Annotated in this window: 15 protein-coding genes; 10 read left to right on the top strand and 5 right to left on the bottom strand. The window is 29.1% G+C overall.

Annotated features, from left to right (window positions below; translation table 11 throughout):
- The first annotated feature begins 7 nt into the window (after positions 1 to 7).
- The 5 genes from KMP69_RS05105 (at position 8) to KMP69_RS05125 (ending at position 4,398) form a co-directional block, all read left to right on the top strand.
- Positions 8 to 856: a tRNA (adenine-N1)-methyltransferase gene (locus KMP69_RS05105; RefSeq protein ID WP_214399396.1), complete on the top strand. Its 849-nt coding sequence runs from the start codon at positions 8 to 10 to the stop codon at positions 854 to 856.
- A gap of 46 nt (positions 857 to 902) precedes the next feature.
- Positions 903 to 1,709, top strand: a complete 807-nt coding sequence (locus KMP69_RS05110) for a TIM barrel protein (protein WP_214399397.1) — start codon at positions 903 to 905, stop codon at positions 1,707 to 1,709.
- 20 nt (positions 1,710 to 1,729) lie between these two features.
- A complete protein-coding gene (locus tag KMP69_RS05115) occupies positions 1,730 to 2,641 on the top strand; it encodes a ribose 1,5-bisphosphate isomerase (RefSeq protein WP_250543576.1) in 912 nt (303 codons plus the stop codon).
- Between the two features lie 324 nt (positions 2,642 to 2,965).
- The gene (locus tag KMP69_RS05120; RefSeq protein WP_214399399.1) at positions 2,966 to 3,994 is read left to right on the top strand and encodes a type II glyceraldehyde-3-phosphate dehydrogenase; all 1,029 of its coding nucleotides are present in this window, start codon (positions 2,966 to 2,968) and stop codon (positions 3,992 to 3,994) included.
- Positions 3,995 to 4,200: 206 nt separating this feature from the next.
- Complete coding sequence (locus KMP69_RS05125) at positions 4,201 to 4,398, top strand: hypothetical protein (protein ID WP_214399400.1); 198 nt, start codon at positions 4,201 to 4,203, stop codon at positions 4,396 to 4,398.
- Positions 4,399 to 4,413: 15 nt separating this feature from the next.
- On the opposite strand, the gene KMP69_RS05130 is transcribed toward KMP69_RS05125, so the two are convergent.
- Entirely contained in the window at positions 4,414 to 4,653 is a 240-nt protein-coding gene (locus KMP69_RS05130; protein WP_214399401.1) for a hypothetical protein, read from the bottom strand.
- 63 nt (positions 4,654 to 4,716) lie between these two features.
- Here KMP69_RS05130 and KMP69_RS05135 point away from each other — a divergent pair, with 63 nt between their 5' ends.
- Positions 4,717 to 5,682: a cobalt-precorrin 5A hydrolase gene (locus tag KMP69_RS05135; protein WP_214399402.1), complete on the top strand. Its 966-nt coding sequence runs from the start codon at positions 4,717 to 4,719 to the stop codon at positions 5,680 to 5,682.
- On the opposite strand, the gene KMP69_RS05140 is transcribed toward KMP69_RS05135, so the two are convergent.
- A complete protein-coding gene (locus KMP69_RS05140) occupies positions 5,669 to 6,706 on the bottom strand; it encodes a TRC40/GET3/ArsA family transport-energizing ATPase (RefSeq protein WP_214399403.1) in 1,038 nt (345 codons plus the stop codon). The two genes, KMP69_RS05135 and KMP69_RS05140, sit on opposite strands and share 14 nt — an antisense overlap.
- Before the next feature lie 6 nt (positions 6,707 to 6,712).
- Positions 6,713 to 7,345 (bottom strand): DUF116 domain-containing protein, encoded by a 633-nt coding sequence (locus tag KMP69_RS05145; RefSeq protein WP_250543646.1) that lies wholly within the window; start codon positions 7,343 to 7,345, stop codon positions 6,713 to 6,715.
- A gap of 59 nt (positions 7,346 to 7,404) precedes the next feature.
- Here KMP69_RS05145 and comB point away from each other — a divergent pair, with 59 nt between their 5' ends.
- Both comB and rnp3 read left to right on the top strand, forming a co-directional pair.
- Positions 7,405 to 8,082: a 2-phosphosulfolactate phosphatase gene (gene comB, locus KMP69_RS05150; protein ID WP_214399405.1), complete on the top strand. Its 678-nt coding sequence runs from the start codon at positions 7,405 to 7,407 to the stop codon at positions 8,080 to 8,082.
- Between the two features lie 13 nt (positions 8,083 to 8,095).
- A complete protein-coding gene (gene rnp3 / locus KMP69_RS05155; protein ID WP_214399406.1) occupies positions 8,096 to 8,785 on the top strand; it encodes a ribonuclease P protein component 3 in 690 nt (229 codons plus the stop codon).
- 45 nt (positions 8,786 to 8,830) lie between these two features.
- Here rnp3 and KMP69_RS05160 read toward each other — a convergent pair whose 3' ends face one another.
- Positions 8,831 to 9,361: an LEA type 2 family protein gene (locus tag KMP69_RS05160; protein WP_214399407.1), complete on the bottom strand. Its 531-nt coding sequence runs from the start codon at positions 9,359 to 9,361 to the stop codon at positions 8,831 to 8,833.
- A gap of 86 nt (positions 9,362 to 9,447) precedes the next feature.
- Between KMP69_RS05160 and KMP69_RS05165 the strand changes: the two genes are divergently transcribed.
- Positions 9,448 to 10,041, top strand: a complete 594-nt coding sequence (locus tag KMP69_RS05165; protein ID WP_214399408.1) for a diacylglycerol/polyprenol kinase family protein — start codon at positions 9,448 to 9,450, stop codon at positions 10,039 to 10,041.
- On the opposite strand, the gene KMP69_RS05170 is transcribed toward KMP69_RS05165, so the two are convergent.
- Positions 9,974 to 11,587: a tRNA uridine(34) 5-carboxymethylaminomethyl modification radical SAM/GNAT enzyme Elp3 gene (locus KMP69_RS05170; RefSeq protein WP_214399409.1), complete on the bottom strand. Its 1,614-nt coding sequence runs from the start codon at positions 11,585 to 11,587 to the stop codon at positions 9,974 to 9,976. The two genes, KMP69_RS05165 and KMP69_RS05170, sit on opposite strands and share 68 nt — an antisense overlap.
- Positions 11,588 to 12,083: 496 nt before the next feature.
- Between KMP69_RS05170 and KMP69_RS05175 the strand changes: the two genes are divergently transcribed.
- A complete protein-coding gene (locus tag KMP69_RS05175; RefSeq protein WP_214399410.1) occupies positions 12,084 to 15,242 on the top strand; it encodes a nucleoside/nucleotide kinase family protein in 3,159 nt (1,052 codons plus the stop codon).
- The last annotated feature ends 5 nt before the right edge of the window (positions 15,243 to 15,247 follow it).

Consider the following 15,247-nt stretch of genomic DNA (forward strand, 5'->3'; position numbering starts at 1 on the left):
GATGTTTATGTTTGCCTATAAACTGTTAGTAGATGAGAGAGGGAAGAGATATTTATTAAAAAAGGATGTTAAAAAATTTGGAACAGATTTGGGAATAGTAGATTTAGAGAATGTTGAAGAAGGAGTTGAACTAAAATCTCATAAAGGGTATAGATTTTATTTGGTAGAGCCTACAATGTTTGACATATTAAAAAGAATGAAGAGAACTGTAACTACTTTATTACCAAAAGATATTGGCTTTATTATAAGTATAGCTGGAATTAGAGAGGGAGAAACTGTTGTAGAAGCAGGAACTGGTTCAGGAGCATTAACTATGTATTTGTCAAATGCTGTTGGAAAAACTGGGAAAGTAATAACCTACGATATTAGACCAGAATTTGCCAAAGTTGCAAGAAAAAATTTATTAAGAGTTGGGGCTATAAGAAAAGGACAAAAAATTATTGGATTGGATGAAGATTTTGACGATGAGGATGAAATTGAAATAGAAGATGGTTTATTTAATGTAATTCAAAAAATTGGAGATGTTAGAGAAAAAATTGATGAAAAAGATGTGGATGTAATCGTTTTAGATTTGCCAGATCCTTGGAATGTTGTAGAGAATGCAAAAAAGGCATTGAATAAAAAAAGAGGGAGGATAGTTACATATCTTCCATATATAGAGCAGGTTAAAAAAACTGTTGAAAAACTTAAAAAAGAAGGATTCTGGGATATACATACTTATGAACTTATTGAAAGAGAGATTGAAGTTTCTGAGAAAGGAGTTAGACCTTCAACGAGGATGATTGGGCATACCGGCTATATAACTGTTGCAAGAGTTCCACCTAAACCAATTGATGAAAATATAGAAGAAAAATAAATAAAAAATATTTTATTTACACATTTATTATATTGAAGGGGACAATATGTTAATATTTGGCACCGCAGGAGTTCCAATATCTGCAGAGGATGAATTTAAAGGAATAGATGTTTTAAGAAAATTAAATTTGGGAGCTATGGAATTGGAATTTGTTAAAGGAGTTTATATGAAAGAAGACTATGCAAAAAAGTTAAAGGAATATGGAAAGGATATTGTTTTCTCTGCTCATGCTCCTCACTTTATAAATCTCAATGCAAATGAAGAGTATAAAATTAAAAATAGTATTGAGAGAATTATTAAAACTGCCAAAGTATTAAATAACTGTGGAAGAAACTTAGTTTTTCATCCTGGATATTACTTAAAGAAAAGTAAAGAAACCACATATAATATAATAAAGTCAAACATTCAAAAAATTTTAGAAAAATTAGAATTATTAAATTTAAATGTTATGTTAAGACCAGAGACATCTGGAAGAGTATCTCAATTTGGAGATGTTGAGGAAACTTTAAATTTATGCTATGACTTAAATCTTCTCCCATGTATCGACTTTGCCCATATTTATGCAAGAAGTAGAGGAAGAATAAATAACTATGATTCCTTTTATAAGATACTTGAAAAAGTTGAGAATATGTTAGGAAAAGAAAGTTTAAAGGATATGCATATCCATTTATCAGGAATAGAGTATGGAAAGGGAGGGGAAAGAAGGCATCTACCTTTAAAAGAATCTAATTTTAATTATAAGGATGCATTAAAGGCGTTGAAAGATTTTAATACCTCTGGAACTGTAATATGTGAAAGTCCTTTATTGGAATATGATGCTGTTTTGCTTATGAAGTGTTATAATGAACTATAAAAATATTTATGGTGCTTAAAATGAGTGAAGACATTATAAAAGAAACTTATGAAAAAATTAAAAATATGGAAATTAGAGGGGCTGGAAGAATTGGAAGAGCGGCGGCAAAAGCTTTAAAAGAATATGCTATAAAAATCTCTCATTTAAGTGATGATGAATTTATAAAAAAAATGAAAGAGGCGGGAAATTTATTAATCTCTGCCAGACCTACTGCTGTCTCCTTACCAAATGCAGTTAAATATGTATTAAAAGGATTAAATGAAGATAATCCAAAGGAGAGAGTTATAGAGAGATCTGATGAATTTATAGAATCCTCATTAAAGGCTATTGAAAAAATAGGTAAGTATGGGGCAAATAGAATAAAAGATGGTTATACAATACTAACTCACTGCAATTCTGAAGCTGCTATAAGTGTTATAAAAACTGCCTATGATGAAGGAAAAGATATTAAAGTTTTTTGCACAGAAACAAGACCAAGAAATCAAGGATATATTACAGCAAAAACTCTCTATGATTATGGAATTGATGTTACATTAATAGTCGATTCTGCAGTTAGATACTTTATAAAAGATATAGATATTGTAATTGTGGGGGCTGATGCTATAACTGCAAACGGCTGTCTTGTAAATAAAATAGGAACTTCTCAAATTGCATTAATTGCTAATGAAAGTAGAGTTCCTTTTTTAACAGCCGCAGAAACTTACAAATTTCATCCAAAAACTATAGTAGGAGAGTTAATAGAGATTGAAGAAAGAGACCCTAAGGAAGTGGTAGTATTTAAAGATAAGTATAAAGGTATTAAAGTGAGGAATCCTGCATTTGATGTAACTCCATCTAAATATATAGATGCAATAATTACAGAGGTTGGTTTAATCCCTCCTCAAGGTGCTTGGTATATTATAGAAAAATACTTTGGCTGGCTTGAGAAATAATAATTTTGTGGTAAAAAATATATACCCCATTTTTAATAAATAAATATATGTCTCAGGTGGCGACCCTCCATAGGGATGAAACCACCTCGACATTCTACCCACAAGGCGGCCGTGCCGAGTAGCCACTACGGCTTCGATGAAGGCCACGGTTTTCCAAGGGTAGATACACATTTTTTTAATTAATAATACCCAAAAATATTATTTTATTAGCATTAATCTATATATTTAGATAAAGTAATATAATTTAAATCATAAATAATAAATATTCAGAACTAATTAAAAATTTATTATCAAAATAGCTGTTTTAAATCTAAGGTGATTTTAATGGTTAATGTTTTAATAAACGGTTATGGGTCAATTGGTAAAAGAGTGGCAGATGCTGTTTCAATGCAAGATGATATGAAGGTTGTAGGAGTTACTAAAACCAAACCTGATTTTGAAGCAAGGTTAGCAGTAGAAAAAGGTTACAAGTTATTTGTAGCAATTCCAGATAAAGAGAGAGTTAAATTATTTGAAGACGCTGGAATCCCTGTAGAAGGAACAATATTAGATATTATAGAAGATGTTGATATTGTAGTTGATGGTGCCCCAAAAAAGATAGGAAAGCAGAATTTAGAAAATATTTATAAGCCACACAAAGTTAAGGCTATACTACAAGGAGGAGAAAAGGCAAAAGATGTTGAAGATAATTTCAACGCTCTTTGGAGTTATGACAGATGCTATGGAAAAGATTATGTAAGAGTTGTCTCTTGTAATACAACTGGTTTATGTAGAATATTATACGCTATAAATTCAGTTGCAGACATTAAAAAGGCAAGAGTAGTATTAGTTAGAAGAGCGGCAGATCCAAATGATGACAAAAGAGGGCCTGTTAATGCCATAGTTCCTAATCCTGTAACTGTCCCTTCCCATCATGGTCCTGATGTAGTTTCAGTAGTTCCTGAATTTGAAGGGAAGATAGTAACATCAGCTGTAATTGTTCCTACAACTTTGATGCATCAGCATACATTGATGGTTGAAGTAGAAAATAATGTTAGTAGAGATGAAGTTTTAGAATCTATTGAGAAAACTCCAAGAATTATAACTGTTAAATATGAGGATGGATTTACATCAACTGCACAGATAATAGAGTATGGAAGAGATTTAGGTAGATTGAGATACGATATAAATGAGTTAGTTGTTTGGGAGGAAAGTGTTAATGTTGTAGATAATGAGATATTCTTAATGCAGGCAGTTCATCAAGAGAGTATAGTTATTCCAGAGAATATTGACTGTATAAGGACTATGCTTCAATTAGAAGAAGATAAATTTAAATCAATTGAAAAAACTAATAAGGCTATGGGAATCAAATAAAATTAATTTTTTATTTTATTTTTCATTTTTTATTTTCAGAATATTAATTGTATATTTTAAATATTTAAATTAATAAAACTACAAAAAATTTTAATATTAATAAAATAAATTTTAATTTGAATTATAATGAATATTTTTCATATTTTTAACCAAAAATTTTATATATGATAATACTAACTTAAAATATAGTATTAAAAGGTGGTATTATGGATGACATTGATAAGAGGGCTATAAATTTATTAATTAACGCCACCTTAATGAGCGAAAATGAGATAGAAAAAACTTTAAAAATATTAAGGGACTTAGCAAAAATTAAAAAAAGAAAAGATAAAAACTTAAAGTCAATAAAAGATGTTTTAGATTATTGGGCTTGTCAGGCATATGAGTATTCAATGAAAGCTTAATATCTTTTTTGTTTTTTATAAAATTGAGAGTAAAATTAAGATAAATACTCCAATTATTCCCCCAAATGCTATTATTAATAAGTTTATTAAGGTTAGTTTTATATGCACAATTCCGAGGAAATTTAAAATTCCTACCAATATCAAACCAATTATTGTATTTACCGCTAAATATCTCAATATTTTATAAGTTAGCTTAAAGAATAAAATCCCTACTGCAATTATTAATATCAATAAAATTAGATGTTCCAAAACCATAAATACCCACCTCATAGATACTATTTTACAATAAACTTAGATAAAAACTTTTTGTGATGCAGTATGATTAAAATTGTATATATCACAAATAGTGGGAAAAAAATAGCAGAAGGGATTAAAAGAGTTTTAGATTACTATTTATATGAAAGTGAAATTTTTCCAATAAAAAATTTTAAAATTAGTGGAGATGAAGATGGTTTTATATTCATAATGGCTACTGGTATAGTGTTGAGGAAGTTTTTAGATAAAATTAAAAATGATAAATTTAAAGACCCTTTTGTTATTATTTGTAATGAAAATAAAGAACTCATTCCATTGTTATCTAACCATTTAGGTGGGGGAAATTATTTTTCCAAACTAATAGCCAATAATATAAATGGAAGAGTCATATTTACTACCGCAACTGATGTAAATGGAATAATAGGGATTGATGAACTCTCCAAAATATTATTTTTGGAAACTCCAAAAAGGAAAGATATACTAAAGATAAATAAAAAAATTTTAGAGGAAGATATTAATTTAATAGTTCCAAAACATTGGAAAATAAAAAGATTGAATGGCTATAAAATCAATTACCACGATAGTTATGAGGTTGTAGTTGATAACAAAATAAAGTTAAAACCTTTAAGAATTGCTGTTGGTTTGGGAGCAAGAAAAGGAATTGAGAGATATAGAGTATTTTGGGCAGTTAAAAAAGCTTTATTTTTGAGAAACATACCAGTTTGGAGAGTTGATGCTCTTGCTACAATAGAAGATAAAAAAGATGAGAAAGGAATTTTAGAGACAGTAAATAAATTTAAAAAACCATTGTTTATTTTTGAAAAAGAAGAGATTAATGAAGTTTATAAAAAAATGAATTTAGAGAAGTCTGAATTTGTATATAAACATATAGGAGTTTATGGAGTTTCAGAACCTGCATCAATCTTAGCTGTCAAAAAATTAACAAATAAAAACTATGAAAATATTGGTTTATTATTAAAAAAGTTTAAAAGAAATGGAGTTACTGTAGCAATATCTATTGAGCAGTAACTTTCTGTTCTTCTTTTTCCTCTCCGTATAATATCTTTGCTATCTGTTTTAGTGTTTCAATACCTTTTGCTTCAGTTCTTAAGAGAGGGACATAGGCAATAACTTTATCCCCAAATTTCTCTTTAATCATTTCCAATCTCTTTAACTGCAATTCTCTTCTTGCTCTACAAAAGTCACACTGGACATCTTCAGGAATTAGTTGATTTACAATAACTGCATCAATTGGAATTCCATATTTTTGTAATGCTTTCATCGCTCTCTCACTCTCTAAGATACTCATCTCCTCTGGAATAACTACCAATCTAAAAGCAGTTCTTTCTGGATCTGATAATATTTTTCTTGCTCTAACTATTCTCTCTTTCATCTTTTCTAATTCTTCTAACATCTTGTCATAGTCAATATCTTCATCTTTTCCTCCAAATGGCAAGAATTTTTTCATCATCTTCATAAATCCGCTCATCTGTTTCCTTAATTTAATCAATTTAGTCATATACTTATCCATAACCTCTGGCATTCCTAAGAATCTCAAAGTGTGTCCAGTTGGGGCTGTATCAAATATAACTACATCAAACTCATTACTGTCCATATACTTTAAAAATACATCAAAAGCAGCACTTTCATCAGTTCCTGGAGAGAGAGCAGCCATTTCCAACTGGTCTTCTAACATCTCTCCTAAGAATGGGTTCTCTTCAATTTGAGCCTTTAACTTTTCTTTATATTCTTCCATTGCTTTTTGTGGGTCTATCTCTACAACATATAAGTTATCAAAGCCCTTAACTTTTGTTGGTTCATGCCCAAATTCTTGCTCAAATATATCTCTCAATGAGTGAGCAGGATCTGTTGAGACGATAACAACCTTTAACCCTTTTTCAGCTAAATATACGCCAGTAGCGGCACTCATTGTTGTCTTTCCAACTCCTCCCTTACCTCCAAACATAATATATTTAGTTCCATCATTCTTTTCCAATTTCTTCTCAGTAATTCCTCTTAATGAATTTATTGAATCTTTTATTTTTGATAACATTTATTCTCACCTTAAATTTTTTAATCTTGATATGAGTTCATCAACATCAACCAAAGTATTTATACACCCATCCCTTAATAAAGGTTGTCCTTGTGAAGGAATTCCTTTTCTTGATAACATATTCATTCCATAAAATAAATCCCTATTGCACGCTACTCCAAACACTGCCTCTGGCTTTTCTTCTTTTAAAATTCTCTTTAAGAATGTTGAGCCTGGGACTATATAAACTTTGTAATTGTTTTCCTTTGCCACTTTTATAATGTCTCCTATTTTACATCTTCCACAGAATATGCATTCAACACCATTAGGGGTTAATTTAGCAGGACATTTTGAATCTCTTAAACAGTGTGGAAGAACCAAAACCTTATTTTTTGCTTTTTTAAATGCATCTTCATAATATTTATTGTAAAATTCTATTCCTACTCTATAAAAAGTATCTTCTGTCCCAATTAATAGAAAAACTTTTAATAGTATTGAATAAAAATTATCCATTAAGAATAAAGCCAAATTTGGAAATATCAACCTATCCTTTTTTAATAATATATATCCGATAATTAAAATTAAGATGGATACTATAAATATTAATATAAATACTGTTAATGTTATCAAACCTACAATCTGCAAAAATTCCTCTAAAATCAAAACATATCCCTCCTTTTTATATTCCTTAATATAAAATAAAAAATGATGGGGTAGATATGATAACTCTATGTAATAAATTTGCTGATCATAAATGTTATGATATAGCAATAGTTGTAGATGTTTTAAGAGCATCAACTACAATAGTAACTCTTCTATCATTTATCGATGAGGTATATATAACTACATCTACACAGAGAGAAGAAGAAAATGCCATATACATTGGAGAGAGAAAGGGCAGAAAAATAGAGAACTTTGATTTTGGAAATTCCCCAACTGAGATTTTAGCAAATAAAGATATTATAAAGGAAAGATATGAAAATGGAGAAAAGATTATATTATCAACTACAAATGGAACGAGAGTTTTAAAAAACTTAAACTCTAAATATATTTTTATAGGAGCGATAGTTAATGCAAAGTATGTCGCTGAAGCAGTTAAGGATTTTGAAAATGTCAGTTTAGTTCCATGTCATAGAGAAAATAACTTTTCAATAGACGATTTTATTGGCTGTGGAATTATTGCTAAGTATCTCAATAGAGAGTATGATGATTTTATTAAAGCAGCAGTAGAATTAACTAAATATGACTGGATGTCTTTAATTTTAGAATCATCATCTGCTAAAAATTTAAAAAATCTTGGATATGAAAAAGATATAACCTTTGCAATGTTGGAGAATAGCATTGATGCCGTAGGAATTTACAAAAAAGAAGAGAACAAAGTTGTAAGAGTTAAATAAACTTTGTGATATTATGAGAATTGACATTAATAGAATAAAAGATGAAGAAGATATTAAAATGCTAAAAGAGTTAAAATGGAACGGATTTGTTTTTTATCAGTATGATTATGAATTTGACAAAGAATTATTTGAAGAGGTAAAATCTATTGGTGAAAGTTATAAATTAAAAGTTTATTCAGGAGTGAAAATAAAAACAGAGAATTCTAAAGAATTGAGAAAAAAGGTAAAGAAATTTAGAAATAAATGTCATATAATATTAGTTGAAGGAGGAATTTTAAAAATAAATAGAGCATCTGTGGAAATGCACGATGTAGATATACTATCAACTCCTGAATTGGGTAGAAAAGATAGCGGAATAGACCATGTATTGGCGAGATTGGCATCAACTCACAGAGTGGCTATTGAAATAAATTTAAAAAATCTTTTAAGTAAAGATGGTTATGAAAGGGCGAGAACATTACTATTTTTTAGAAATAACTTAAAATTAGCAAAAAAGTATGATGTTCCAGTTGTAATTTCTACGGATGCTGAAAATAAATACCAAATTAAAAATCCCTACGATTTAAGAGCATTTTTAAACACTTTGATAGATGTCAATTACTCAAAAAAAATTATGGAAACCACTTATAAAATATGCGAATTTAGAGATTATTTAATGAAAGACAATGTTGTTAGATATGGAGTTGAAATTATAAAAGAGTGAAAAAGAATAAATCTTTTTTAATAAAACTGCAAAAGTCATCTTAAATTATTGAGTTACTGATTGTATTTGGTTAGTGTTTAAGTTATTTAAATTACTTAATTGATTTAACATCTCTTCTTTTACTATTGCAGAGACATCTATTTCCTGTTGAATATCTATTGGAATACTTACTGTTGTAACTATTAAGTTAATTGATATATTTCCTTTAATTTCAATAGGTATTTTTGTGCTTTTACCCTTTACAGCAACTTCAATAAGTTTTTTGTTAGATATTTCTATTGGTAAAGTGAAAGTATTGTTTCCAGATGTTATTTTAATATTTCTCTGCTCTCCATGTCCTAAATAAACTTTTTCACCATTAACCAATGCATATATATCAAATGATATTTTATTTATAGTTATTCCAATAGGATTTGGATTACTTACCAATACTTGAATTTCTATCTTTGTATTATCTGCGTTTAATTTTTGGATTTTTTGACTAACAATTTCAACTTTTGGCTGTTCTAAGCATCCTGATGTGCCAACTACAATTATCATTGGTATTAGTATGAAGAATATTTTTTTAATCACCATATTTTCCCTCTATATGTATAAATAATAATTAAATTTTAGTATTTATTATATATAAACATTTGTATTAAATAAAAAAGGTTGAAAGCTTGAGAGAGTTATATAGACAAACAATTCATTTAATTGCGGGAGTTATAATATCTTTTTCTGTCTTGATATTTAAAAAACTTTTAATAATTCCTTTATTTGTCAGTATAATAGTAGGGATTTTTTTATATTTTTTGTGTAAAAAACATTATATTCCAATAATTTCAGATTTACTAAATCTATGTAAAAGAGAAGGTGAAAATGGAGAAGGGGCTATATATTTTGCTGTTGGTTTATTAATATCTTTAATTTTTATTAATGATATAAAGGCAATATTTTTTGGAACCTTAGTATTTGCTGTTGGAGATTCATTAGCCACAATTATTGGAATAAATGGAAAAATTAAAATAAAATATTTTGGTAAAACAATTGAGGGATTTTTGGCATTTTTTATATCATCATCTTTGATATTATTTCCATTTTATGGAATTTATGGAATTTTTGTCTCATTACTTGCGGCATTCTTTGAATTTATTAGCAAAAAAATAAAAATAGATGATAACTTATATCTCCCCTTCATTGTGTCATTTATTTTAAGTATTTGCCCATATAAACTCCAATTTTTTCATATCCTAACTTTCTGTAGTATTCTCTAACTCCTATACCACTCGTTACTAAGATTTTCTTTTTACCAAATTCCTCTTTAGCAATTCTTTCTGCCTCCTCTAAGAGTTTTCTTCCATATCCTTTATGTTGCCAAGTAATTTCTTTCAAATCCTTAGTTAATGGTTTCTCTTGACCACATACATGAAGTTGTCTAACTAATATAGTATTATCATCAATCTCTTTTCTAAATGGTTTATATGGCTCTCTCAATCTTAAGAAAGCAATTAATATATCATTTTTTACATCTTCATAAGATAAAAATATCTCAGTTCCACCACTTGCCTTATATTCTTCTCTACATAACTTTATATGTTCTATATCTGGTATTATTCCTTTTTTATACATCACATGTCCTACTTCTCTGCATCTTATACATCTACACTTAATTCCATGTTTTTCCATATACTTATAGACTAACTCTCCTAAGTTGCTTTTCTTAACTCCATCAACTATTACAGTGGCAGGAATATCCCTCTGAATTCTTGAAGTTCTAACCCACTTGGGCATTATTGATTTGGCATAACTTATAACTTCAATAGCCTCCTCTTCTCTGTATGGCTTATATTCCCCTCTCTTCCACATCTCATAAAGTTCAGTCCCTTCTATAACCAAACAAGGATAGATTTTAACCATATCTGGCATAAAATCTGGGTTTGTAAAAATTTCTTTAAACATCTTTTTATCCATCTCCATATCAGAGCCAGGCATTCCAGGCATTAAGTGATAAGATACTTTTAAACCACTATCTTTTAATAATTGAGTAGCCTTTATAGTGTCTTCAACTGTATGTCCTCTTTTACAAAATTCTAAAATTTCATTGTAAATTGTTTGAACACCCAACTCTACTCTTGTAGTTCCTAATTTTAACATTTGATTTATCTCTTTCTCTCCACAGTAATCTGGTCTTGTTTCAATGCAGAGAGCTACACATCTATGCTCTGCCGTTTCGTTAATTTTTTGAGCCTCTTCTAAACTTTTTGCCTCAACTTTATTCATAGCGTCTAAGCATCTCTTAATAAACCAATCTTGATAATCTATCTCTCTCGCTGGAAATGTTCCACCCATTATTATAAGTTCTATTTTGTTCGTTGGATGACCTACTTTTTCTAACTGCTCAATTCTTGCTTTTGTTTGTAAATATGGGTCGAAGTTAAACATTAAGCCTCTCATAGTTGCTGGCTCTCTCCCAGTATAACTTTGTGGGACATCTCCAAATACACTCCCTACTCCTCCCGGACAGAATATACATTTTCCATGAGGACATCTTTCTGGAGACGTCATAACTGCTACAACAGCAACACCAGAGATTGTTCTAACAGGTTTCTTCCTCAATATAGGAATTAGCAATTTTTTTTCTTCTTCTGTAGCATACTGCAAAATTTCTGAATTAGATGGATGTCCAATTCCCAATTTATAAATTCTTAAACATTCTGCTTTAATTTGTTCTATTCTTTTTTTATCTAAAGATTTATTTTTTTCATATTCTTCTAAGATTTTTTTAATTATACATCTCATTAACTTTGTTTTTTCATCCATAATCATCACCAATAAACTTTAAACTTACATATATAAATATACTCATAAATAATGATTTAAAATGAATTAATTTATACTATACAGTTGAACAGCAGTTTCCATTAAGAATTTACATATTTATGTATTTGGTGTAATTATATCTAAGATTTTGAAGTTATAAGTGAATAGGATGTGTCTATGACCTAAACCTTTTTTGGATATAGCTCGAATATATATTTAGAAGTTCATTTTGATGAATTTTCTTAATTTTTTCAATATAATAAGAAAATAATTTAATAATATTTAATCTTTTAATACTTTCGAAATAAACTTTTCTAAGTATTATACGCTTAATCTTTGGTATCTTCGATTTTATCATATTTTTATCGCTTTTATTTCTTTATTTTATAAAATTACATCATTAGATTTATATTTACCCATTTGATGGAAATTGAGGTAAAACTATACCGCTATGTTTATATATATCGTTTGATGAAAATTAATAAGGGGGTTATTTATGTTTATGAAATCGGAAGTAGAAAATAGAAGTTATGGGATGCGTAGATATGTAGTAAGAGGTTTTGAAGATAGGGTTATCAATGTTTTAAAGTCAGATAATGCATGTATTTTTGGTTTAGCGGGGATGGGGAAAACGACAACTGCAAGATACATTTATGTAAAATTGAAACGAGAAGGAAAAAAGGTTATTTATCTAACCCGAGAAGAGATAGATATTGAATTTAGAGATGAAAATGGGAAGAAAGAAGAAATTAGAAGTATATCATTGCGGGAAGTTTGGAGAGGAGATAGAAAAGATGATGAAGTTGAAATTTTGGCTTATGCAGTAGTTATTGCTTTGAATGGAACGCTTCTTCATAGATTAGGTAAAAAAGGTTGGGGATCTTTAAAATGGATTGTAGAGAAGTTTGGTAGTAAAAAACTCGAAAAGCTTGAAGATCTGCATACAAAAATATGTATAGGAATATCAGAAGTAAAAGAAGTTGCAGAAAAACTTTATGATTGGTTTGAAGATAGTTTTGGTATAGAAGTTGTAAATACATTTGGAAAAAATGAAATAATTGGTAAGATGTTAGAATTTTTCAGAAAAAATATTTTAAATGATAGTTTATTAAGCATCTTGTTAAATCTTTCAGCATTTTTAATCTTAGGGTTAACTGTCTCTTCTACTATTAACAATATAAAAGAATTAATAAAAGAATTACTTGAGAAAAATCCTCTTTCAAAAATTGATGAGGATATGGTTTTTATAGTTGATGATTTGGCAGACTTTGACGAGGATGAAATTAAAAATCTTGTTAGATTTTTAAAGGTTGTAAATGAAAGAGGAGTAAAGATTTTATTTGTAAAGAGGATTGATGATACTGATGAAGAATGTTTAGAAACATATTTTAAACTATTAAGGTTTATGTATGATACTAAGAAAAGAGTACCAGACCTTAACAAACTGCTTTTTAGAGGAGCTAAGGACTTTTTAAAAATAAGGATTAGAGAAAAACTGTTCTTTATGGATTCTGCAGATAAAGAAAAGTTTGTAGAGTTATTAAACGCTAATGGATATACGGCTGAGGTTATAGAGAATAAGTTTAAAATCAAGTTTAATGAAGCTCTTGATACTATTTACAAGGTTTCAGCTGGAACTATTTGTATTGCACTATATCTACTTGAATTAGACTTTACTATGGATGAGATGAGAAAAATTGGTGAAGCAGAGATGTATTATACATTTTCGGAGATTGTAAAAGCTAATGAAGACGAAAAGAGATTGATGGTTGAATCAAATAAAACTCTCAAGTTGAGTAGTTTGTTCGAGATTTACAGTAAATTAAAAGAATATCCATGCTACATAGCTATAATTTTGAATGATCTATCGGAAGATGAAATTGAAATGTTCTGTGAAGATGAAAGGATTTATAAAAGATTTGGAAAATGTAGCATAATAAGTTCTACAGACAAATATTATAGAATTATTATTGAGAGTTATAAAGAAGATTGGAAAGGAAAAAAGAGGAAAGTATATAGAGCAAAAGAAATGTGGAAAAAGTTTGAAATTTTTCTCGATGCTCTTTGCGAGTTCTATACTGATGAAGAGAAGGAAGATCTTGAAAAAGATTTGTCCATTATAAGAGAGGTTATAATAGATATTTTTGATAGAGAATTTGAAGAAAGCGGCAGATTTAAATATAGAATGTTAATATTTGCTCTGAAAAATTTAGAATGGCTACATTTAAAGGGCATTAAAAAACCAAAATCTACATTCCTCTGGAGTAGTATTGCTTTGAATAAGTTACCAAGAGTAAGTTTAAGATTTCTTCCAATCGTTTTTGAAGTTTGGGATGAGAGATTACAAAAGGAAAACCTTTTATATGCCTTAGTATTCGCAAGGACTTTAGCAGAGTTTGGTCCGTATATATTTGAAAATGATGGATACAGATGGATTTCTCACAATCTTAATGAAAAAATCTCAGATGTTGATGGGGACGATGTTGTTTTATGTTGGAAGATATGGACATATTCAAGCCTTGCAAAAGGTTTGAATGAATATGGTTTTTTTAATGATGGATATTATTGTTTGATGAAGGCTGAGGAAGAATTGGAGAAAATGAAGGATGACAATCTCAAAAACCTTGCAGAGGTATTATTTTTAATTAATAAAGCAGAGATTACAAGGACATTTAATCCAGTGAAGGCTTTATACAATCTATACCAGTGTCTTAGCAATCTTGAGGGTTTGAAGTTCGAAGATAGCTTGAAAGAAGTTTTCAAACCGTTAGGTGGCAAAGCTGAAGAGAAATTTAAAGATCAGTTAAAAGAATTGAGGAGATCTGTCTACTACAGACTCGGAGTAACTAATTATCTGATAGATTTAAACGAATCTGAGCGGTTTTTCAGAGACTGCTTGAAGCTTTCAGAAACAATTAATAATAAATTATCCTTACTTAGTTACATTGGAAGAATAAATGTAATCAGATCATTTGAATTTGAGTTTGAGGTTAATAGAGGCTTGTGTGACTTTGAAAGACTCTGGAATATTTGCAAAGAAAATCTACCAAAAATTCCAAATGATGGTGTAGCTCATAGATGCGCTGAGTACCTTGTTCAATCCATACTGAATGGAGAATTTAAAGGAAAGGAAGATCTTTTAAGATATTTGGAATTAGATAATACTGTAAAAACCCTTTTTTACGGGTTAAGCTATATTTTTGGTTGTGAATTGGAAGATCTAAATAAAATTGTGAAAATGCTTAGAGATTTTGATTTAAGCAAGTTTCCAGAATTTCGTGATCCTGAAATGGCTGTTATAGTAGGGGAAATTAAGATCGAAGTGGAGGAGATGTATAACTGTTATCTCAAAGGGGATAAGGATTATTATGAAAAATACAAAAAACTCATCCAGGATGATGAGGCTTATAACTCAACTTATAGCTTAATTCAAACCCTTACAAGGATACTCTTCTTCTACATAACTGGTGATCTTGAAACTGCTATGAAACTTGCAGAGTTAAAAAGTAAAGAGTATCCAAAAGTTCTTAACAAGCTTTTTAAAGATCTGAGTGAGGTCATTGGTAAAGAATTAAAAGCTAAATCGAATGAGAAAGATATGGCTCATGAAGATGTTAAAAAGGCCTTTGTAAAGTTGTTCTATTTCTTTGTCTAATTATG

The sequence above is a fragment of the Methanocaldococcus lauensis genome (assembly GCF_902827225.1).
In the GTDB taxonomy this organism is placed as follows: Archaea; AGJL01; Methanococci; order Methanococcales; family Methanocaldococcaceae; genus Methanocaldococcus; species Methanocaldococcus lauensis.

Bases quoted from the DNA above. Each gene is read 5' to 3' on its own strand.
- KMP69_RS05120 (WP_214399399.1), top strand. From the start codon at position 2,966: ATGGTTAATGTTTTAATAAACGGTTATGGGTCAATTGGTAAAAGAGTG.
- KMP69_RS05170 (WP_214399409.1), bottom strand. From the start codon at position 11,587: ATGGATGAAAAAACAAAGTTAATGAGATGTATAATTAAAAAAATCTTA.
- KMP69_RS05105 (WP_214399396.1), top strand. From the start codon at position 8: ATGTTTGCCTATAAACTGTTAGTAGATGAGAGAGGGAAGAGATATTTA.
- comB (WP_214399405.1), top strand. From the start codon at position 7,405: ATGATAACTCTATGTAATAAATTTGCTGATCATAAATGTTATGATATA.
- KMP69_RS05140 (WP_214399403.1), bottom strand. From the start codon at position 6,706: ATGTTATCAAAAATAAAAGATTCAATAAATTCATTAAGAGGAATTACT.
- KMP69_RS05125 (WP_214399400.1), top strand. From the start codon at position 4,201: ATGGATGACATTGATAAGAGGGCTATAAATTTATTAATTAACGCCACC.
- KMP69_RS05135 (WP_214399402.1), top strand. From the start codon at position 4,717: ATGATTAAAATTGTATATATCACAAATAGTGGGAAAAAAATAGCAGAA.
- KMP69_RS05130 (WP_214399401.1), bottom strand. From the start codon at position 4,653: ATGGTTTTGGAACATCTAATTTTATTGATATTAATAATTGCAGTAGGG.
- rnp3 (WP_214399406.1), top strand. From the start codon at position 8,096: ATGAGAATTGACATTAATAGAATAAAAGATGAAGAAGATATTAAAATG.
- KMP69_RS05115 (WP_250543576.1), top strand. From the start codon at position 1,730: ATGAGTGAAGACATTATAAAAGAAACTTATGAAAAAATTAAAAATATG.
- KMP69_RS05110 (WP_214399397.1), top strand. From the start codon at position 903: ATGTTAATATTTGGCACCGCAGGAGTTCCAATATCTGCAGAGGATGAA.
- KMP69_RS05160 (WP_214399407.1), bottom strand. From the start codon at position 9,361: ATGGTGATTAAAAAAATATTCTTCATACTAATACCAATGATAATTGTA.
- KMP69_RS05175 (WP_214399410.1), top strand. From the start codon at position 12,084: ATGTTTATGAAATCGGAAGTAGAAAATAGAAGTTATGGGATGCGTAGA.